Below are 20559 nucleotides of genomic sequence, written 5' to 3'. Positions count from 1 at the left end.
GTTTTGAACAGCGAGACGCCTAAACTTCAGCGCCGTTTAAAGAACCGTCATATTCAAATGATTGCTATGGGCGGTGCAATTGGCACAGGTCTGTTCTTAGGTTCAGCACATATCATTCAATCGGCTGGCCCGTCCATTATTTTGGGTTATATGATTGGTGGCCTAATTGCATTTTTAATTATGCGCCAACTGGGCGAGATGATTGTGCATGAACCAGTTACAGGCTCATTCAGTTATTTTGCTTTTAAATATTGGGGACGATTTTCAGGCTTTTTAACAGGTTGGAACTACTGGGTGCTTTACATCTTGGTCGTGATGACTGAGCTAACCGCGATTGGAAAATATGTCAATTACTGGTGGCCTCATATTCCTGCTTGGATCTCTGTATTGGTCTTTTTTGTGGTAGTCACCTTTGCAAATTTAGCCAATGTAAAGCTATATGCTGAATCTGAATTTTGGCTGTCAATGATTAAAGTCCTTGCGATTGTGGCAATGATTATTTTCGGTATTTATTTGCTGATGACGGCAGATGTAGGCTCAACGGCTTCTATTAGCAACTTGTGGACACATGGCGGATTTTTCCCACATGGCTTTGAAGGTCTATTTTATATGTTGGCCTTTATGATGTTTGCTTTTGGTGGCATTGAACTGATTAGTATGGCCGCTGCGGAAACAGAAAATCCTGACCAAAATATTCCTAAAGCCGTCAACCAGACCGTCATTCGGGTATTTCTATTTTATATTTGTTCTTTAGCCATTTTGTTGTCTTTGGTGCCTTGGAATCAACTCGATTTGGGTGGCCTAGATAAAAGCCCATTTGTACTTATTTTTAAACAAATGGGCATTGAATGGGCGGCGCATTTACTGAATTTTATTATTCTAACGGCGTCTGTGTCGGTGTGTAATAGTGGGATGTATGCCAATAGTCGCATGCTACTGGGCTTGGCAGAGCAAGGCAATGCACCACAAATTTTTAAGCGTGTTACTCAACAAGGAATTCCTGTTCCTGCCGTTTTATTTTCTGCATTGCTTATTTTTGGCTGTGTTTTATTGAATTACTTTGTGCCTGAAAAAGCCTTAAGTTATTTAATTTATATTGTAGTGGCAGCTGCAGTATTAAATTGGATGATGATCAGTTTAATCCATTTAAAATTCAAAAAGGCCATGAAACAGCAGGGTATTCAGACCAAGTTCCCAGCGTTATTTGCGCCATTCACCAATTATTTGGTCTTGGCTTTTATGCTGATGATTCTTTACATTATGTGGAGTCAGGGATTTATGCTGTCAGTGCTGATGTTGCCCGTATGGATTTTACTCTTGTTTGGCATATTTAAGATATTGCGGGCTCGAAAAGCTTAAGTATTTGTTAAATGTATAAAAGGGCTCAAGTATGAGTCCTTTTTTTTCAAGCTAGATAAGTTTCAATATTGTTAATTCGAACGAATAAAAAATTATAAAGTGGTTTTATTGTGCTCATCATTAGAATGGCTTTATTTATGGCATTAGATTTTTTTGACTTTTAAAAGTAGAGATCAAGCCGAAAAAAGGCATAAAACTCAATCAATCAAATGAGGCCATGCAGATTTTTTTAAATGAATATTGAACATTGTTTGACTTATACAAGTCATCGATGAATCTTTAATAACAAAATTAAATAATGTTGTATAACGTGTAATATATTAATTTTAGAAATATTTAAGAATGAAAAAATTGGAAATCATGATTTTTGTGATTTTAGTCCTCACTATTTTATGGGGGATACAATGGATGTTTCATGGTTTTCCAACAGGAAATTGAAAGCGTATCTCTGTTGTGTTATTTACCCATTAAAATGTCTCTGTTCTCAGTAATTCAATTCTTTGCCTTTCAGCTTTCTTTAATTTTGACACCACTAATTCATAAGAGTTCAGCACTAAATCTTGCACCAAAGATTCATCCAAATCTTCATCTTCAAAGACTGAAATCCAATGCTGTTTATTCATATGCCAGCCCGCGTGGATGTAGGGATAAATATCTCTAAGCATTGCACCATTGTCTGGAATGACTTTTAAATTAATGGCTGCTTTGCCGTTTAAACAAAAGCTCAGCATAAAAACTTTATCCATCACTTTATAGACATCACAGCCTTCACCAAAAGGCTGACTGCAATGGGTTTCAGGCAGAGCAAGGGCAAACTTCGCTGTATATTGATGCAATGTTGTCATAATTTTTTTTCATTTAAAGATGAATATGCCATGACCTAAAGTCATTATGGATGGATTTCAATCACCGTATCATTATTCACCAATTGCCAAATTTCATCTATATCAATATTACGTACAGCGATACAGCCCCACGTCCAATCTTTTTGAGGAAAATAATGCATCAAATTTGGTAACACTTTGACTTGTTTGGTCGTGGCAGAGCCATGAATCATGATATCGCCACCTGCGGAAACCCCAAGTTGCTGCGCCTTTTGCTGATCTTTCGCGTTTGGGTATGAAATGTGAAGCGACTTATAAAAAGAACTTTGAGGATTACGCCAATCAATGACATAGCGACCTTCAGGTGTTTTTCCATCACCTTCTTGGGCTTTATGCCCAATAGGATTAAACCCTAGACGGATTGGGTAACGACGAATCATGTTGTGTTGATGTTCTAAAACCAAGTAGCGCTGACTTTTGTAGACGTGAATAATATCAATAGGGGTGTTTTGACGAATAGACTGTATTTGTACAACCGTTAGCGCCACTGGAAATGCGACATCGCTAGCAGTTGTGGGAAGGTACTTGCCATAGCGGTCATACAATACATAAGCTGAAAGCAGGCAGATGGAAAAAATTCCACTTAAAATAAATATGTATTTTCTTTTCATTTTTGTCTCAAATGATTTATCACCAAAACAAGTATGGATTGTGGATAACGTTTAATTTATCCACAATTTTACAGTTAAGTGTGAGTTACTTTTAAGAAGAACAACTCACCATGATTTCTGGAATATCAGTCGGTAGAGGTGCTAAATCTGAGGCTGTTTCAAGTTCGGGCTGTCTTGTAAATGGTGTACTAAGTAGTTGAAATAAACGTTCAACTTCTGAAAAATCATTACGCTCGGCCAGTTCAATGGCTTTCTGCGCCATATGATTACGCAAAATATATTGCGGGTTGGCAAGTGTCATTTGCGCATCTAAAGCTTCGATATTTTGATGCTCTCGAATACTTTCATATTGTGCGAAGAAACTTTCAAATTGATGACGGTCTAGGCAATCATCTTTAATTTGGTCGTAGTACTTATTTTGCAGACGAATAAAACTTTGCGTGTAATCTAATTGCTCGGATTGCAAAATTCGTAGGAACGCCATTGCACAATCGAAACTGTCTTTATGGAAACTTGGTAAGCCCATTTTTTGACTTAGTCCATGTTTATAATGCTCTAGGAAAATTGGCTCAAAATGTTCTAAACATTGCGCCAAATCTTCTTTCCATTGTTCTTTTTCATAATGGGCAGGGCACAGTGGGACTAAGTTATTGAGCCAATTCCATAAGTTCCAGTGGCCAATGCTCGGCTGTTGTTGATAAGTATAGCGTGCGTTGTAGTCGGAATGATTGTTAATCCAATTCGGGCGGAAGCGTTCCATAAAGCCATAAGGGCCAAAATCTAGCGTTGAACCTGTAATATTCAGGTTGTCGGTATTCATTACCCCATGTGCAAAACCCACCAGTTGCCATTGAGCAATCATCACGGCGGTGCGTTGAATGACTTGCGTGGCAAAAGCCAAAATAGGTTGTTCGGCATCTAAACATTTAGGATAGTGCCATTCAATACATTTTTGGGTAAATTCAGACAATAAAGTAGGTTGATATTGATTGATCCATTCAAAATGTCCTAAGCGAATATGACAATCTGAAGTGCGCAACATCATGGCGCCTAGTTCTAACTTTTCACGCTGTACGCCTTGCTCTGACGTGGTAAAACCTACTGCATTGCTCGAGGGAACACCTAAAGCATTCAAGGCATGACCTGCCAAATATTCACGAATCACCGAACGTAAAACGGCACGACCATCGCCCATACGTGAATAGGGAGTCGAACCTGCACCTTTTAAATGTAGGTCAATGGTTTGATTGTTTTGATCCAAGATTTGCGCAATCAATAAACCGCGACCATCACCTAATTGTCCTGCCCACTGACCAAATTGATGACCTGCATACACCATAGCCAAAGGTTCAAATTCGGCAAAGGTCTTTTGACCGCTACAAATTTCAACCCATGCGCTTTTGTCTTCCTCTGACCATTGCAATTGATTTGCTAAAGACATATTGAAATGACCTGCTTTGGCACCTTTTAAGGGCAAAGGTTGCTGATGGTGATACAGCTTAGAAGAAAGCGTTGGATAGCGTGAATTAAAGTGCATGAGTATGGAATACGAACTAAATTGTGAAAACTATAGCAAAGTTGGACGTCGTGATGTGCTGTAATTACTTAACCACGATTAATCTACAATAAATAGACGTGCACCTGTCTCTGAATAAGAACGGTGCGCTTCCGCATTGTCTGCAACCTGATAGCTCATACCCGCTTTTAAAACAAACAGGCGACCGTCTTTCAGTTCAGTATGTAGTTCGCCTTCTAAGCAATACAAAATATGACCTTTCACACACCAATGGTCAGCGCTGTAACCCGCTGAATACTCTACAACACGAACCCGAATTGGCCCAAAACGTTGTGTGCGCCAAAGTGCGTAGCCTTGTTCACCCTCATATTTTACCGCGTCTATTTCATCCCAGTTGGTCGTGCCAAAGGGAATATTGTTCATTTCCATTTTAAAATGTGCTTTTAGATTGAGGACATCTACTTTTATCGCGTATTGCGCATAAAGAAAAGCCCTACATGTGCAGGGCTTTTCTTTTATTCAAAAAATTAACTAAATGATTAACTCGTGGCTTTTTTCTTTAAGCTACTGACCAATAAATTCAATGTTTGACGATGATGTGAAAGACGTTGTTCAACCAATTGAAATTCAACTTTTAGCTTGTCATCAATTTGGTGAATTTTTTCTGCCACAGAGGCTTTTTTGGCTTGAATTTCTAGTTCTTTCAGTTTCGCCCAGTCATTGAGGGTTTGAGAGAAAGCATCGTATTCTTGTGAAATACGCATTTTAACCGAGGCCATATCTTCATTGACATTGTGACCATATACAGCCAAGTCTTGTTCAGCATATTTAAAACGCATCGCCAATTCTGCTTTTTTAATATTAAAGCTTGGAATACGACGCAAGTTTTTTGCTAAACCAAGTTTTGAACATGACCAAATTAGCCATTTGGTTGGGTCGTACTGCCACCATTTCACACCGTTACGGTAGTCGTATTGGAAGATATGATGATAGTTGTGATAACCCTCGCCCCAAGTGGCAATAGCAAGGACGAAATTATCACGTGCAGTATTTTCGTCAGTATAAGGACGAGAACCCCACATGTGGCACAGTGAGTTAATAAAGAAGGTTACATGATGGCTTAAAATTAAGCGCATGAGACCGCCCAATAACAATACACCCCACATATCACCCACAGCCCAGCCAATTGGTACAAGAATGGCTGCATGAACGGCAATGACGAGCGGAACATAGTATTTGTCTTGGAACATCACCAATTTATCGTTTAATAAATCGGGTGCATTTTTATAATTGGACGCACCGGATGGATAATCACGAAGCATCCAACCAATGTGTGCATACCAAAAACCACGATTGATTGAATACGGATCTTGATCGATATCGTCAACATGGCGGTGATGGGTACGGTGGCCTGAAGCCCAAAACAAAATACTGTTTTGAACGGCAAACGTACCCATAATCATTAAAATAATTTTTAATGGCAAGGTCGCCTCATAAGCGCGGTGCGCCCATAGACGGTGATAGCCTGCCGTGATGCCCAAACTACTGACGCCCAGCAAAATAAACATGCTGATCCAAGCAGCGAAGCTGAAATCATGGTGATAGGCATATAACGGAATTGCAATTATTGCCACAATTGGCAAGAATATCAGAGCGAAGATAGCAATCCAGTTTATTGGGGCTTTGGGTAGGGGAGCGGACATCTCCAGCAGTACTCCTAGAACCTTGGGAGGTTTTAATGGAAAGTAAAAACCATATTTTTAATATGGATTAAGACTTCAGCATATTAGCATGTGCAAATAGCTGTTTACAGTATTTATTGTACAGTTGTATTGTACTAAACAGTAACAGAATAAGACTGACTATTTATTGATTTTATCGAAGGTTAAAACATGTTAATGACAGTTATTCGATCTTGCCGTGAAAAACAGAACAAATATACAAAAACTTGTGGATTTACGGTCACACTCTTTGGCGTAATTTTACTCAGTGCTTGCCAAAGTAACTCACAGCTTTCTAATACCACGGCAGGTGCTAAGTCGGCATCGGTAGAACGGCCTTTACAGGTGAATCGTAGTCTAGATGGTATACAAGATGTACGTTGGGAAATTACCCAAATTCAGGGGCAAAAAGCTAAGTATTTTCATAACCAGCCTTATCTACAATTTAGTTCTGCACAGAAGCAGATTCGTGGTAATACGGGCTGTAATGAGCTAACAGGTACTTATGTCATGGACACAGGGCGCTCAAGTGTGAAAATGAATGCACGTGCAGGATATTTCAGTTGTGACACCGCTTTGGTACAAGAAGCGATGTTGATGGATATTTTAGAAGATACAGTACGCTTTCAAGTGAATGGTAAGCAACTGACATTACAAGATAAACGCGGAGAAACCTTGCTACGAGCAGAAAAAAAGTAGTGCTGAATAAGATTTGATAAATTAACCCTGTAAACAGCAGGGTTAATTTTAAACAAACATAAGTTTAAAGCTGTTGAAGCATAAGCTTCGGAAAATCGGTGATGAGCCCGTCGATGCCTAAATCACGTAATTGTTGTGCGCGTTCAAGGCTATTTACAGTCCATACACTAATCTTTAGTTTTTCATGTTGTGTGGCACGAATTAGTTCAGGTGTTGCTAGTTGATTCATCCAACCAATTTGGCCACACTCCAATTCTAAAGCTTGGTCAATGGCTTTGAGCTGAATATCATCTTCAACCAATAAACCTCGCTGAAACTTGGAATTCATTTGCTTTAAAGCGTGATGGATTTTTAAGTCAAAACTGGTAATGACCGCGGTTTTTTCGAAACCTTTGAGTTGTTGTTCTAAGGCCAGCACCAATTTTTCTGCATCTGCCATAGTTTCAACGGCTTTAACTTCAACCTCTAGATGATTGAAGTCCTGCATAAGGTGCAGTGCATTGCTTAATGTTGGGGTGATTTGTTTGTCCCAATCCATCCAAATATAGGCTTGGTTATAAGCTTCAAGTTCGGTGCTACTACATTCATATAGGTTTTTATCTATGCTTGTTGTTCTTAGAAAGTTGTCATCATGCATAATCACCAGTTCAGCATCTTTAAGCTGGCGTACATCAAATTCAACTGCGCGAATGCCAAGATCATGAAGGTATTGAAAACCAGCTAAAGTATTTTCTGGTGCTTCGCCACGTGCGCCACGATGTCCAATAATTTTCATAATAAATTGGTGTCCATGAGGTTTTAAACCAGTGTAGCGCTAAATAATTTCAATAGGAAAGTGCCTAAAGGAGCAATTCTTTGGAAAGTAAATGGTATAAAACCTGTGTAATGAATGATAGTTCAGGTTGCATTGTATAGATCGATGTATAAAAAATCGCTTAAGTGTTAGGGTGTTTGAATCGTATCCCATTTTATAGATACTTTTCTTTTTCGTTGCAAAAAGAAATTCAGTAACGTTAGTGTCGCAACAATGATGATGCTGATATCTCGTTATTTACCTATAAAATTTTCTCCTCTGTAAAAAGAATAGATTAATTTTTATAGGATTTATTCTAAAATTTTTTAATGTATATAAGTGTCTTGGCCTTATGGATTTTGAGGACGTTTCAACTTTTAGACGTTTGCAATAAAGCCTGCCAATTCAATAAATTTACTTGTATTTATATGTATATACCTTTAACTTTTTACAGCGTAAACTAATTAAAATAAATATTTTATAAATGAGCAATCTATATGTCGAATCCAAAGAAGCCTAAATCTGATTTAGTGCTTTCTATTGATGAAAATAGTCCAATCCCGATTTATCTGCGGGTCAAACAATTGATTACCTCGCAAATTAATAAAGGTGTATGGACCACAAATCAGAAGATTCCCTCAGAAAGTGAATTGGTGAATCAACTGGGGTGTAGTCGAATGACCGTCAATCGAGCGCTGAGGGAATTAACGGCTGAAGGTTTGTTGGTTCGTGTACAAGGCGTGGGTTCTTTTGTTGCTGAAAGCCAAGGGCAAACGGCATTATTTCAGATTAATAATATTGCAGATGAAATTGCATCACGTAATCACCAACATCGCGCTGAAGTATTGGTTTTAGAAAGTATTCAAGCAGATTCGCTACAAAGTTTGCAGATGCAAGTGCAAGAGAGTCATCCTTTATTTCATTCGATTATTGTACATTTTGAAAATGATATCCCGATTCAAGTAGAAGAACGATTGGTTAACTCATTTTTGGTTCCAGATTACTTAAAACAAGATTTCACCCAAATTACACCACATGCTTATTTGATGGCACATGCACCAGTGACTGAGGGTGAACATATTATTAAAGCTATTTTAGTTTCAACTCAAGAAGCGAAATGGCTAAAAATTAATAAAGCTGAACCTTGCTTACTGATTCGTCGTCGAACATGGTCCAATAAAAACCTGATTTCTAGCGCACGTTTGATTTATCCGGGACATCGTTACCACTTAGAAGGAAAATTTACACCATGATCCAAGTGCTGACACAACAACATTATAAAAAAATGCCTTGGAAAAATGGTCAGGGTTTTACATTAGAAGTTGCTCGAAGTCATGGTGAAGGATTGGATGATTTTGATTGGCGCGTGTCGATTGCAGATGTAAAAGTAGATGGACAGTTTTCCTATTTTAAAAACAAGCAACGTATTCTTGGCGTACTTGAAGGAAAAGGCTTGCGTTTGCAGATTGACCAAAATAAAAAAGTCAGCTTAAAGCAAAAACAATTTTTTGCATTTCATGGGGAAAGTGACGTCTATGCGGAATTATTGGATGGGGAAATTAGAGATTTTAATCTGATTTATAACCCTCAGAAAATTGCTGCTCGCTTGCAATGGATTGATACCGTGCAAATATCACCTGTAATTAGTGATGCGAAGAAAATTCTTCTATTTAATATGGGTAAACGATTAGACATTGAAATGAATGGAATAAAGAAATCCCTGCACGAGTATGAAACTTTAGAGATTACATCAGTACTTACTCAAGCCAAATCTTTGAGCTTTAGGTCAGAAGATCAGTTTAATTTTTGTTTGATTGAATTGTTTTCAGCATAAATCCCCTATATTTATACCTTTCAAGATGCGTATTTTTCATTACGCATCTTTTTTTTATCTATAAAAATCATAAATATAAAAAATAATTTTAAAAATGGATTTTAAAGTAGATTTTTATATAGTATATATATGTATATACAAGTTAATACATTTAAATTTTCGTAGTAGATACCACTATGAAACAGTCTGTAAGAAAGGAGTCTGTCATGACCAACGCTGAAATTTTTCGTGATGTAGAAATCCGTGCACCACGTGGCACTAAACTTAATACTAAAAGCTGGCTCACTGAAGCACCTTTGCGTATGTTAATGAACAATTTGGATCCAGATGTTGCTGAAAATCCAAAAGAATTGGTGGTATACGGTGGTATTGGTCGTGCAGCGCGTAACTGGGAATGTTATGACAAAATTGTTGAAACACTCAAAAAACTTGAAGATGATGAAACGTTATTGGTTCAATCGGGTAAACCAGTGGGCGTGTTTAAAACACATAGCAATGCACCACGTGTTTTAATTGCAAACTCGAATTTGGTTCCGCATTGGGCAAATTGGGAACACTTTAATGAGTTAGATGCGAAAGGCTTGGCAATGTACGGTCAAATGACCGCAGGTTCTTGGATCTATATTGGTAGCCAAGGGATTGTACAAGGGACATATGAAACCTTTGTTGAAGCTGGCCGTCAGCATTTCAATGGTGATTTAACAGGTCGTTGGGTATTGACTGCGGGTCTAGGCGGTATGGGCGGTGCTCAACCCCTTGCTGCAACTTTAGCAGGCGCATGTTCACTGAATATTGAATGCCAACAAGCCAGTATTGATTTCCGTTTACGCACCCGTTATGTGGATGAGCAAGCTGTTGATTTAGATGATGCTTTAGCGCGTATTGCAAAATACACAGCCGAAGGTAAAGCAATTTCAATCGCATTATGTGGTAATGCTGCAGAAATTTTACCTGAATTGGTTCGTCGTGGTGTTCGCCCAGATATGGTGACGGACCAGACTAGCGCACATGATCCATTAAATGGTTATTTGCCAATTGGTTGGACGTGGGATGAATATAAAGAGCGTGCGAAAACAGAACCACAAGTTGTGACCAAAGCGGCAAAACAGTCGATGGCAAAACACGTTCAAGCGATGCTCGATTTCCAAGCGCAAGGCATTGCAACATTTGACTATGGCAATAACATTCGTCAAATGGCACAAGAAGAAGGCGTAGAAAACGCGTTTGATTTCCCAGGTTTTGTTCCTGCATATATTCGTCCATTATTCTGCCGTGGTATTGGTCCATTCCGTTGGGTTGCGCTTTCAGGTGATCCAGAAGACATCTATAAAACAGATGCGAAAGTTAAAGAACTCATTGCTGACGATGCACATTTACATCATTGGTTAGATATGGCGCGTGAACGCATTAGCTTCCAAGGTTTACCTGCACGTATTTGCTGGGTTGGTCTAGGTTTACGTGCGAAGTTAGGCTTAGCATTTAATGAAATGGTACGTAGTGGTGAATTATCTGCGCCAATCGTGATTGGTCGTGACCATTTAGATTCAGGTTCAGTGTCTAGCCCTAACCGTGAAACAGAGTCTATGCAAGATGGTTCAGATGCTGTTTCAGATTGGCCGTTATTGAATGCCTTATTGAACACCGCAGGTGGTGCGACTTGGGTATCATTACATCATGGTGGTGGTGTAGGTATGGGCTTCTCTCAACATTCAGGTGTTGTAATTGTCTGTGATGGTACAGATGAAGCCGCTGCACGTATTGCACGTGTATTGACCAATGACCCTGCAACGGGTGTGATGCGCCATGCAGATGCAGGTTATGACATCGCCGTGAACTGTGCCAAAGAGCAAGGTTTAAACTTGCCAATGGTTACAGGTTAATCGCGTAAAAGGCATTAAAAGAGGCTGTTATTGATGCGTTCGGTAACAGCCTTATGAAATTGTGATGATGCAATTTCAACAAAGGATTGGTCTGTTTCCTAAAACATGAACAAAGAAAAAGTAAATCACTGTGTAGAGCTACATTAAAAGCTTAAGGCGGATGTCATGAAAAAACTTTGGCACAATTGTCATGTCGCAACCATGCAAAATGGTCGATATTCCATGATTGAAAATGCGGCTATTGTGACTTTAGGAAATAAGATTGATTGGATTGGAGATCAACAAGATTTACCTGAAGCGCAATATGATGAAACCATTGATTTACAGCAGGCGTGGGTAACACCAGGCTTTATTGATTGTCATACGCATAGTGTTTTTGGTGGCAACCGTAGTGTCGAATTTGAAAAAAGATTACAAGGTGTCAGCTATGCAGAAATAGCGGCCCAAGGTGGCGGGATTGCCAGCACAGTACGTGCAACCCGTGAAGCAACAGAAGAACAATTACTTAATAGCGCATTAAGACGAGTCAAAAGCCTGCTCAAAGATGGTGTTACCACTATCGAGATTAAATCGGGTTATGGACTTGATTATATTAATGAAAGAAAAATGCTGCGCGTTATTCGTGAAATTGGTCAACGTCTACCCATTACCGTTAAAAGTACCTGTCTCGCTGCCCATGCTTTACCACCAGAATATCACGAGCAAAGTGATGCTTACATTGAACACATTTGCACTGAAATGTTGCCGAAGCTACATCAAGAAGGTTTGGTTGATGCTGTTGATGCGTTTTGTGAATATTTAGCATTTTCACCAGAGCAAGTTGAACGGGTATTTAAAACAGCACAAAGTTTAAACCTGCCGGTGAAGATACATGCAGAGCAATTATCTTCTTTAGCAGGCTCGAGCCTCGCAGCACGTTATCAAGCATTGTCAGCAGATCATCTTGAATACATCACCGAAGATGATGTTAAAGCGATGGCTGCCTCAGGCACCGTGGCGGTGTTATTACCTGGTGCATTTTATTTCCTAAGAGAAACTAAATTACCGCTGATGGATCTTTTGAAACAACATCAGGTGCGTATTGCATTATCAACAGATTTGAATCCAGGCACGTCGCCAGTGTTGTCTTTACGTCTGATGTTAAATATGGGTAGCACGTTATTCCGTCTAACACCTGAAGAAACGTTGGCAGGGGTGACCATCCATGCGGCACATGCTTTGGGTCTGCAAGATTCGCATGGCAGTTTAGTGCAAGGCAAAGTTGCTGATTTTATTGCGTGGGAGATTGAACATCCATCTGAATTGACCTATTGGCTCGGTGGTGATTTATCGAAACGCATTGTTTATCAAGGTCAAGAGATCAGCGTTTAACCATACAGAGTTGAACAATGTGGACGAAAGATTTGAGTAGAGAATTAAAATGACCAGTACATTTGATTGGAATGGACGAAATGATGGTACAGCAGTCAACCATCGACGTATTTTTCAAATTATGAATCAATCAGATTCGGCGAATTTTGCCCTGATTGGATTTAGTTCCGATGAAGGTGTACAACGAAATAAAGGGCGTATTGGCGCGGCCGATGCACCCAATGCGATTCGTAAACAACTGGCTAATCTACCTGTGCATCAACCCATCAGTATTGCTGATTATGGTGATGTGATTTGTGAAAATGGTTTGCTAGAGCAAGCGCAAGCGCGTTTAGCAGATCAAGTTGCGCAATCTTTGGCACAAGGTCAACATCCAATTGTTTTGGGTGGTGGTCATGAAGTGGCTTTTGGAAGCTTCAGTGGTTTATTTCAATATTTGCAGAAACATGAACCTGAAAAAAACATTGGTATTATTAATTTTGATGCGCATTTTGATCTCAGAGAAGCTGAGCAGGCATCATCAGGTACGCCATTTTTACAAGCTGCACAATTGTCTGAGCAAAATGCAAAGCCGTTTCATTATTTATGTATTGGTGTAGCCAAACATGCCAATACCAAATTTTTATTTGAAACAGCAGATCGTTTGAATTGTGAATATATTTACGATCGTGATGTACATATTTTACAAATCGAAAGCGTGTTTGAAAAAGTCAGTCGTTTTATTGAAAAAGTGGATTATTTATATATTACGATTGATTTAGATGTATTTAGTTCAAGCATTGCACCTGGTGTGAGTGCGCCTGCTGTAAAAGGCATCGATTTAACGGTCTTTGATCCAATTTTGCAATTGATTAAGCGCTCTGAAAAAATTAAAGTACTGGATATTGCGGAGTGTAATCCAATATTTGATTTGGATCACAAAACAGCGAAATTGGCTGCGTATATTATATTTAACTACATATTTGATTTATAAAGTTAAATAGGTAGTAAATCATATTTAAACAGATGTTTGATTTATAAAGTTGAACAGATTGTAAATTCATTAAGGTTGAATAATGTCTAATTTATCGTATATCGATGACAGTAATGGTGCATGGCAAACTTATTTAGCACAAGTTGATCGTGTAGCACCCTATTTAGATCATCTTGAAGAATATATTGATACTTTAAAGCGTCCTAAGCGTGCTTTGATTGTCGATGTTCCTATCGTGATGGATGATGGTTCAATCCGTCATTTTGAAGGTTATCGTGTTCAACATAATCTTTCACGTGGTCCAGGTAAAGGCGGCATTCGTTATCATCCAGATGTAGACTTAAATGAAGTTATGGGATTATCCGCTTGGATGACCATTAAAACTGCAGTGATGAATTTACCGTTTGGTGGCGCGAAAGGTGGTGTACGTGTTGATCCAAGAACATTATCAGCTCGCGAGCTAGAACGTTTAACACGTCGTTATACCAGTGAAATTAGCCATATTATTGGGCCACAAAAAGATATTCCTGCTCCAGACGTTGGCACAAATCCACGTGTTATGGGCTGGATTATGGATACTTACTCGTCTGGTCAAGGCCATACGGTAATGGGCGTTGTAACAGGCAAGCCGATTCATTTAGGTGGTTCTTTAGGGCGTGTAAAAGCTACTGGTCGTGGTGTGTTTATTACAGGTCAACAAGTTGCAGAAAAAATTCAACTGCCTTTAAAAGATGCCAAAGTTGCAGTCCAAGGTTTTGGTAATGTAGGTAGTGAAGCGGCTTACTTATTTGCTGATGCTCAATCTAAAATTGTTGCTATTCAAGATCATACTGGAACGGTTCATAATCCAGAAGGTATGGATGTTGAGGCTCTAAAATTACATTTAGAACAGCATCAAGGTGTGGCTGGATTTGCTGGCGCTAAAGAAATTAGCAATGATGAGTTTTGGCTTGTAGACATGGATATTTTGATCCCTGCTGCATTAGAAGGACAAATTACTCCAGAAAGAGCACAGAATTTAACTGCTAAATTGGTTTTAGAAGGCGCAAATGGCCCGACTTACCCAGCAGCTGAAGATATTCTGCTTGAACGTGGCGTGACGATTGTACCCGATGTGATTTGTAATGCTGGTGGTGTAACAGTGAGTTACTTTGAATGGGTTCAAGGGATGGCAAATTTCTTCTGGTCAGAAGAAGAAGTGAACCAACGCTTAGACGCACTCATGATTAAAGCGATTCATGATGTATGGCAAACTGCAGAAGACAAAGTGTGTAGCTTAAGAACTGCTGCATATATTTTAGCATGTGACCGTATTTTGAAAGCACGTCAAGATCGCGGGATTTTCCCAGGCTAAATATCTGATTTGGATCACTCACTTTATTTATTTTTACACAAGATAGAGTGAGTGAAAACAAACAGACTGGTGATTAAAATAGGGTAAAAAGTGCAATCTTTTTACCCTATTTAAAAATGAATTTTAGTATTTTATATTATTTATAATCACACCCTCTTTTATACAGACTGATTATTCTATTTCGTTTTCAGCATTTCTTTTTTATTCGATATTTTAGATCAATAGCGATTATTGATGAATGACTGTAATTAAAACGTACAACTTGGAAAGTAAGAGCAAAATATGGACATTATGCTAGGCGATAAAATTGATATAAACACATTTATTCACGTTGCCCGTTTTAAAAAATCAGTTGTATTCTCGGAACACTATATTTCTCGGGTTAAAAAATCGCGAGAAGTTTTAGAAGAGATGATCGCAAGTGATCAATTAATGTATGGTATCAACACCGGCTTTGGTGTGTTATGTTCAGAAAAAATTTCACTAGAGCAAACGGCTGAACTCCAAAAGAATTTAATTTTGTCCCACGCGGTATCCGTTGGTGAACCATTCACTGAAGAACAGGTTCGTGCTTGTATGCTCATGATCCTGCAAAACTTAGGACAAGGCTACAGTGGTGTTCGGATTGAAGTGTTGGACACAATCCGTCAGTTTTTGAACTTAAATCTTATCCCATGGATGCCAAGAGAAGGCTCGGTTGGTTATTTAGCGCCAGAAGCACATTTTGCATTGACCTTAATGGGGCACGGTCAAATTTTTTATCAAGGTCAATTACAGGCAGCAAGTGAAGTTTTACAGGCTGTCGCTATTCAACCAATTCAATTATTGGCAAAAGAAGGTCTAGCGTTAATTTCTGGCACAACCTCAACTACAGCACTTGCTGCTTTAGCGATTTATGATATGCAAAAAGCGGCTAAATCTGCCGATATTATTGCTGCACTGACCTTAGAGTCGCTTGAAGGAATTTTAGTCGCGTTTGATGAGCGAGTGATGCAGGTACGACCACATCCAGAACAAAGCCAAACCGCATCTAACATTCGCCGTTTATTAAAAGATTCAGAATTTGCTTTGCAAAAACATCCAACGAAATTGCAGGATGCGTTGTCTTTACGCTGTATTCCACAATTGCATGGTGCGGTTAAAAAAATCTTTAATGATGCGGTTGTCACGATAGAAATTGAGATGAATTCTTGTTGTGATAATCCAATTGTATGGCATGACTTAGATGAGCAAGAGATTATTTCAGCCTGTAATCCGGATTCATCTTATGTGGGTTTAGCCATGGATACGGCAGCGATTGCTGCAACGAATTTAGCGAAAATGTCAGAACGTAGAAATAACCGATTAGTTGATGGTAGTTTGTCTGGGTTTCCATATTTTTTAATTAAAGAGCCAGGATTAAATTCTGGCTTGATGATCCCACAATATACTCAGGTGGGATTACTCAATGATATGAGAATATTATCTCATCCAGCAACAACCGATAATACGCCTACCTGTGGTAATCAGGAGGATTATGTTGCGATGGGATATAATGCTTCTAAGAAAGCATTATCTATTGTTGATAAATTAGAGTTTATTTTAGCGATTGAGTTGTTATCTGGATATTATAGCCATCAATTTTTATCGAAAGAGAAAAAGCGAAGCTTAGCATGTCAGGAAATTATTAATGTGTTGGGTAAAAGTATTAATATTCCAAGTCATGATACCTATATTTATAGTTTTATTAATACAATAAAAAATATTATTCATGATGGAACACTTATTGAGATTGTGGAAAATAGAATAGGTCCATTAAACTAAATAAAGGTTTTCATTTTTTATAATTTTTGAGTTGACTATTTTAGTCGAAATAGTCAACTCGGCTTCAATCCTCTATGAATATAGATTTAAGATTCTATTTTAATTTTTATTCGAAATGGATCGAATTAAGAATATATATTTATTTTTCCACTTAAAAGAAAAAATAAAACTATAAAACCGTTTAAAAAGGGCAACTTTTTTTTGAGAAAATTTACGCACTCAGCTTGTATATACATGTTCAATCATGTAATGTGATTTATGTGCTACAAGATGATCATTTCTTACATGGATGGATGAATGAATTTGCATAGAAATCATAAAAATATTAGGTAGTTCTTAAAAATTCCTTACCAGTGGGAAGTTGAGCTATTGCCATATTTGATTGATTTTAAAAATAATAATCCATGCTAAGAATGCAGATAACGGAATTTTATTTGCACATAACTCAATTTTTAATGGACTTAACTCCTAATAGATACAAAAGGATGAGTATATGGAAGATGTTTCAAAAGAGATGGAAACAGAACGTTTGGACGGTGTTTCAAACGAGATGAAAACAGTACGTTGGGGGGTGTTTATTCCCATGTTTTTATTGGTTTCTTCTACCGCAATTTTAGGTATCTTTCATAGTGAAGATCTGATCTCGCTGACGAAGTTATTTTTTAATTGGTCTTTACAAAATTTTGGTTGGCTATATCAAATTGTTGCCATGGTCTCACTGATTTTAGTGGGAACATTATTGGTGTCTAAGTTCGGTCAGATTCGTATTGGTGGTAAAGATGCGAAGCCAAGTATGAGTTTTGGTAGATGGTTCGCGATGGCACTGAGTAGTGGTATTGCAACCGGTTTAATTACCTATGGTGCAAATGAACCGTTGATTTACTTTGGTAATATTTATGGTGAACTCAATAAAATTGGTGTCGAACCAAATACCCATGCGACTGCAATTTGGGCACTGGGTCGCTCATTTTATAACTGGAGTTTCATTCCTTATGCAATGTATACCTTGTCGGGTTTAATTGCAGCTTATATGTACTTCAATAAAAAAAGAGGCTTATCTGTTTCGGCAACACTCGAGCCATTGTTGGGTAAGTATGCGCAAAATAAAATTGTGGCTGACGTCATTGATGTTCTTGCAACGCTGGCAATTGTGCTGGGTTTAGCTTCTGGCTTAGGTACAGGGTTAACCGTTGTTGCAACAGGTTTAAAAATTGCGTATGGCATTCAGATTACAACAACTTTATGTGTCGCATTAGGGGTATTCACTACCTTCTTATTTACTTTCTCATCATATTTAGGCTTGGATAAGGGCTTTAAGGTTTTAGCAAGCATTAAATCTAAGGTTTTATACTTCTTACTTATTTTATTATTTATTACTGGCCCTACAATTTATATTCTGAAATCATCCACTGCTGGCATGGCAATTTGGTTGGATAACTTCTTCTTATGGGGCTTAGACACTGGTGATATTGGTGGAGAAGCATTAACGCAGTGGTGGACATTATTTGACTGGGCAATGTGGATTGCATATGCGCCATTAATGGGCCTTTTCTTAGCGATGATTTCTTATGGTCGTACCATTAAAGAATTCATTATTATCAACTGGATTTTACCTTCATGTTTTGCTTTAGTCTGGTTCGCTATTTGGGGGGGGACTGCATTATTTTTACAAGAAAGTGGTGCGGTGAATTTAGTACAAGTGATTAAAGATAATGGCGCTGTATCTGGTTTGTGGGCATTTTTACAACACCTGCCATTTAAATTAGGTGTGGTGATTGTTCCACTGATTCTGGTTTTAAGTTTGTTTGCTTATGCCGTTGCTGCAAATAGTATGACCACTACGATTGCTGGAATGTGTACTAAAAACGTGCCGATTGGAGAAGAAGCACCAGGATACCAACGTATTATCTGGGGTATTTTAATCGGTTCAATTGCGATTATCATGAGTGCATTTGGTGGCGGTGAGCAGGGTATTAACGGCATTAAATATTTAGCTGCTTGTGGTGGATTCTGCGTTCTCTTTATCTTTATGTTGCAACTGGTTTCAATTGTCAAAACCTTTTTCTACGATAAACCTGTTGAGTAATGATCAACATATTTTACTTAATCTAGATTATAGGCTTTCTGCATAATTCCTCGCCCCCTTTTTTTAGGGGGTTATTTAAAGGAATAAACCATATATGTCAGTAAACTTTTAGCTTTGCCCTTCAGGCAAAAATTATTTATTAAGAAAAATTTCATTTAAAACTCATTCGATTCATTCGAAGGGATAAGTGTTATCAAAATATACATGTGTACCGAGATATTTAAGGGAAGAATATGGACATTCAACATGATACAGCTAAAGTAAAATCATCGGATTTAGCCCAGCGTCAGCTTAAATCTGTACCTCTATTACTATGTTCTTTGTTATTTATGTCTGCGGGCTATAGCTATGCAGATGAAAATATGAATGAAACTGAGGTAAAGAAAAATCATATTGATTTTGGAGGGGCTATACGGGCTCGTTTTGATTTTGATCCAGACCGAGATATACGTAAATTAAGTTTTGATACTTTAATTTTGAATACGGATTTTAGTTATGAAAAGTTATCAGGAAGTTTTGAGTATCGTATTTTAGGTGGTGCATATCCTTACGATTATACAGACCATATTGGTGACATCAGTTTTCCTAAAAAAGCCTATGTCGAATATGCCGTTGATGACAAGCAAGCGGTGCAATTTGGTTTGAATCAGGTGCCAATTGGTTTTCAACCGTATTATACAAGTACTGTAATCGAATCTATTGCTTATATTGCAGGTATTGAAGATTTATATCGCGTTGGTCTAAAATATAATTATAAGAATGAAAATTCTGAAGTATTACTCGGCTATTATTTTGCGAATGCTTGGAAAGGTAAAGGGACAACTAATGGTGCGTATTATTCAAATGTAATTGTTTCTGCAAATGAGTCTTTAGAAAATGGTACGCAATATAAAGAGCAGGATGCTGTTGCTTTGCAATATAACTACACACAAAAAAATGAAGACTGGACTGCTAATTATGGCATATCAGGGTATTATTCAAAATTAGATGCTGAAAATAAAAAAGATGATAATGCTAGTCGAAAAATTTATGGCTTACATTATGGAGTTAATAATGATCGTGTTGGTTTGAAGTTAATAACATTATTTAATCATATTGATACTCCATATGATCAAACGACATTTGGTTCTTATGATGGGGAGTTTAATGTTGCCAATAAAGGTGTTATTTATAGTGCCGATTTAAATTACAAAATTCCGGAATTAAATATTAAAGATATTAATGATTTTAATGTTTATGTTCATTATAGTTATTATGATAAAGATAAAAAAGACTTTTTGAATTCTAATCAGTTTGTTGTTGGGTCTGCATTTACCTATAAGAAGAATTTTTATATCGCATCAGAATGGTTGTTTGGAAAAAACAATCCATATATTGGTGGTAGCGATTATGGACAAAGCCTAGCATCTGGCGGAAGTAACCAATGGGAGAATCAATTGAATATTAATATCGGTTATTATTTCTAAAAAATGATGAATAAAATAGGTTGTAATAAAAAGTATCGAATTTTAAAGATGGCTTGAGTCATTTAAAATAAGATTTTTTGTATTTTATTTGTTCATATTTTATTGGTTCTATTCTTGTGCTGAGATCATAAAAAAACCGCCGTTAATGGCGGTTTTTTTTTTAATAAAAAAAAATCTATTTATTATTTAGCGGNATGACATTNCAACTT

At 37.8% G+C, this 20559-nt stretch carries 17 protein-coding genes; 11 read left to right on the top strand and 6 right to left on the bottom strand.

The annotated features are described in order from the left end of the window. Nucleotides 1-3 precede the first annotated feature (3 nt). The gene (locus BBP83_RS03810) at nucleotides 4-1359 is read left to right on the top strand and encodes an amino acid permease (protein WP_068886091.1); all 1356 of its coding nucleotides are present in this window, start codon (nucleotides 4-6) and stop codon (nucleotides 1357-1359) included. 467 nt (nucleotides 1360-1826) lie between these two features. Here BBP83_RS03810 and BBP83_RS03805 read toward each other — a convergent pair whose 3' ends face one another. The 5 genes from BBP83_RS03805 to BBP83_RS03785 all read right to left on the bottom strand — a co-directional run bounded on the left by BBP83_RS03805 (nucleotide 1827) and on the right by BBP83_RS03785 (nucleotide 6073). Then, the gene (locus tag BBP83_RS03805) at nucleotides 1827-2204 is read right to left on the bottom strand and encodes an MmcQ/YjbR family DNA-binding protein (RefSeq protein WP_068886090.1); all 378 of its coding nucleotides are present in this window, start codon (nucleotides 2202-2204) and stop codon (nucleotides 1827-1829) included. A gap of 44 nt (nucleotides 2205-2248) precedes the next feature. Next, nucleotides 2249-2854 carry a L,D-transpeptidase family protein gene (locus BBP83_RS03800; RefSeq protein ID WP_068886089.1) on the bottom strand — a complete coding sequence of 202 codons (606 nt, stop codon included), beginning with the start codon at nucleotides 2852-2854 and terminating at the stop codon, nucleotides 2249-2251. 91 nt (nucleotides 2855-2945) lie between these two features. Then, entirely contained in the window at nucleotides 2946-4391 is a 1446-nt protein-coding gene (locus BBP83_RS03795; protein ID WP_068886088.1) for a protein adenylyltransferase SelO, read from the bottom strand. 78 nt (nucleotides 4392-4469) lie between these two features. Further along, a complete protein-coding gene (locus BBP83_RS03790) occupies nucleotides 4470-4799 on the bottom strand; it encodes a DHCW motif cupin fold protein (RefSeq protein ID WP_068886087.1) in 330 nt (109 codons plus the stop codon). 110 nt (nucleotides 4800-4909) lie between these two features. Next, complete coding sequence (locus tag BBP83_RS03785) at nucleotides 4910-6073, bottom strand: acyl-CoA desaturase (RefSeq protein ID WP_068886086.1); 1164 nt, start codon at nucleotides 6071-6073, stop codon at nucleotides 4910-4912. 189 nt (nucleotides 6074-6262) lie between these two features. On the opposite strand from BBP83_RS03785, the gene BBP83_RS03780 reads away from it, so the two are divergent. Beyond that, a complete protein-coding gene (locus tag BBP83_RS03780; protein WP_078055392.1) occupies nucleotides 6263-6790 on the top strand; it encodes an META domain-containing protein in 528 nt (175 codons plus the stop codon). Between the two features lie 64 nt (nucleotides 6791-6854). On the opposite strand, the gene BBP83_RS03775 is transcribed toward BBP83_RS03780, so the two are convergent. Further along, the gene (locus tag BBP83_RS03775) at nucleotides 6855-7565 is read right to left on the bottom strand and encodes a glycerophosphodiester phosphodiesterase (protein ID WP_068886085.1); all 711 of its coding nucleotides are present in this window, start codon (nucleotides 7563-7565) and stop codon (nucleotides 6855-6857) included. Nucleotides 7566-8080: 515 nt separating this feature from the next. On the opposite strand from BBP83_RS03775, the gene hutC reads away from it, so the two are divergent. From hutC to BBP83_RS03730, 9 genes are all read left to right on the top strand, one after another. Next, nucleotides 8081-8836: a histidine utilization transcriptional repressor HutC gene (gene hutC, locus BBP83_RS03770; RefSeq protein ID WP_068886084.1), complete on the top strand. Its 756-nt coding sequence runs from the start codon at nucleotides 8081-8083 to the stop codon at nucleotides 8834-8836. Further along, nucleotides 8833-9417 carry a HutD/Ves family protein gene (locus BBP83_RS03765; RefSeq protein WP_068886083.1) on the top strand — a complete coding sequence of 195 codons (585 nt, stop codon included), beginning with the start codon at nucleotides 8833-8835 and terminating at the stop codon, nucleotides 9415-9417. Before hutC ends, BBP83_RS03765 begins: the two co-directional genes overlap by 4 nt. A gap of 206 nt (nucleotides 9418-9623) precedes the next feature. Further along, nucleotides 9624-11297 carry a urocanate hydratase gene (hutU, locus tag BBP83_RS03760; protein ID WP_068886082.1) on the top strand — a complete coding sequence of 558 codons (1674 nt, stop codon included), beginning with the start codon at nucleotides 9624-9626 and terminating at the stop codon, nucleotides 11295-11297. A gap of 165 nt (nucleotides 11298-11462) precedes the next feature. Further along, nucleotides 11463-12668: an imidazolonepropionase gene (hutI, locus tag BBP83_RS03755; protein ID WP_068886081.1), complete on the top strand. Its 1206-nt coding sequence runs from the start codon at nucleotides 11463-11465 to the stop codon at nucleotides 12666-12668. Between the two features lie 49 nt (nucleotides 12669-12717). Next, the gene (gene hutG / locus BBP83_RS03750; protein WP_068886080.1) at nucleotides 12718-13641 is read left to right on the top strand and encodes a formimidoylglutamase; all 924 of its coding nucleotides are present in this window, start codon (nucleotides 12718-12720) and stop codon (nucleotides 13639-13641) included. Between the two features lie 82 nt (nucleotides 13642-13723). Then, a complete protein-coding gene (locus BBP83_RS03745) occupies nucleotides 13724-14995 on the top strand; it encodes a Glu/Leu/Phe/Val family dehydrogenase (protein ID WP_068886079.1) in 1272 nt (423 codons plus the stop codon). A gap of 282 nt (nucleotides 14996-15277) precedes the next feature. Continuing rightward, nucleotides 15278-16798 (top strand): HAL/PAL/TAL family ammonia-lyase, encoded by a 1521-nt coding sequence (locus tag BBP83_RS03740; protein WP_068886078.1) that lies wholly within the window; start codon nucleotides 15278-15280, stop codon nucleotides 16796-16798. A 493-nt stretch (nucleotides 16799-17291) separates the two neighbouring features. Next, nucleotides 17292-18884 carry a BCCT family transporter gene (locus tag BBP83_RS03735; protein WP_245669708.1) on the top strand — a complete coding sequence of 531 codons (1593 nt, stop codon included), beginning with the start codon at nucleotides 17292-17294 and terminating at the stop codon, nucleotides 18882-18884. Nucleotides 18885-19117: 233 nt separating this feature from the next. Continuing rightward, nucleotides 19118-20350: a hypothetical protein gene (locus BBP83_RS03730; protein WP_078055391.1), complete on the top strand. Its 1233-nt coding sequence runs from the start codon at nucleotides 19118-19120 to the stop codon at nucleotides 20348-20350. Nucleotides 20351-20559: the final 209 nt, after the last annotated feature.

The sequence above is a fragment of the Acinetobacter celticus genome (genome assembly GCF_001707755.1).
GTDB classification, from domain to species: Bacteria; Pseudomonadota; Gammaproteobacteria; order Pseudomonadales; family Moraxellaceae; genus Acinetobacter; species Acinetobacter celticus.
Note: the sequence above shows the minus strand (reverse complement) of the source record. Positions and strands in the feature narration are given on the sequence as shown.

Coding starts and splice junctions, on each gene's coding strand:
- BBP83_RS03735 (WP_245669708.1), top strand. CDS start 17,292: ATGGAAGATGTTTCAAAAGAGATGGAAACAGAACGTTTGGACGGTGTT.
- hutC (WP_068886084.1), top strand. CDS start 8,081: ATGTCGAATCCAAAGAAGCCTAAATCTGATTTAGTGCTTTCTATTGAT.
- BBP83_RS03780 (WP_078055392.1), top strand. CDS start 6,263: ATGTTAATGACAGTTATTCGATCTTGCCGTGAAAAACAGAACAAATAT.
- BBP83_RS03775 (WP_068886085.1), bottom strand. CDS start 7,565: ATGAAAATTATTGGACATCGTGGCGCACGTGGCGAAGCACCAGAAAAT.
- hutI (WP_068886081.1), top strand. CDS start 11,463: ATGAAAAAACTTTGGCACAATTGTCATGTCGCAACCATGCAAAATGGT.
- BBP83_RS03730 (WP_078055391.1), top strand. CDS start 19,118: ATGGACATTCAACATGATACAGCTAAAGTAAAATCATCGGATTTAGCC.
- hutG (WP_068886080.1), top strand. CDS start 12,718: ATGACCAGTACATTTGATTGGAATGGACGAAATGATGGTACAGCAGTC.
- BBP83_RS03740 (WP_068886078.1), top strand. CDS start 15,278: ATGGACATTATGCTAGGCGATAAAATTGATATAAACACATTTATTCAC.
- BBP83_RS03745 (WP_068886079.1), top strand. CDS start 13,724: ATGTCTAATTTATCGTATATCGATGACAGTAATGGTGCATGGCAAACT.
- hutU (WP_068886082.1), top strand. CDS start 9,624: ATGACCAACGCTGAAATTTTTCGTGATGTAGAAATCCGTGCACCACGT.
- BBP83_RS03765 (WP_068886083.1), top strand. CDS start 8,833: ATGATCCAAGTGCTGACACAACAACATTATAAAAAAATGCCTTGGAAA.
- BBP83_RS03805 (WP_068886090.1), bottom strand. CDS start 2,204: ATGACAACATTGCATCAATATACAGCGAAGTTTGCCCTTGCTCTGCCT.
- BBP83_RS03790 (WP_068886087.1), bottom strand. CDS start 4,799: ATGGAAATGAACAATATTCCCTTTGGCACGACCAACTGGGATGAAATA.
- BBP83_RS03795 (WP_068886088.1), bottom strand. CDS start 4,391: ATGCACTTTAATTCACGCTATCCAACGCTTTCTTCTAAGCTGTATCAC.
- BBP83_RS03785 (WP_068886086.1), bottom strand. CDS start 6,073: ATGTCCGCTCCCCTACCCAAAGCCCCAATAAACTGGATTGCTATCTTC.
- BBP83_RS03800 (WP_068886089.1), bottom strand. CDS start 2,854: ATGAAAAGAAAATACATATTTATTTTAAGTGGAATTTTTTCCATCTGC.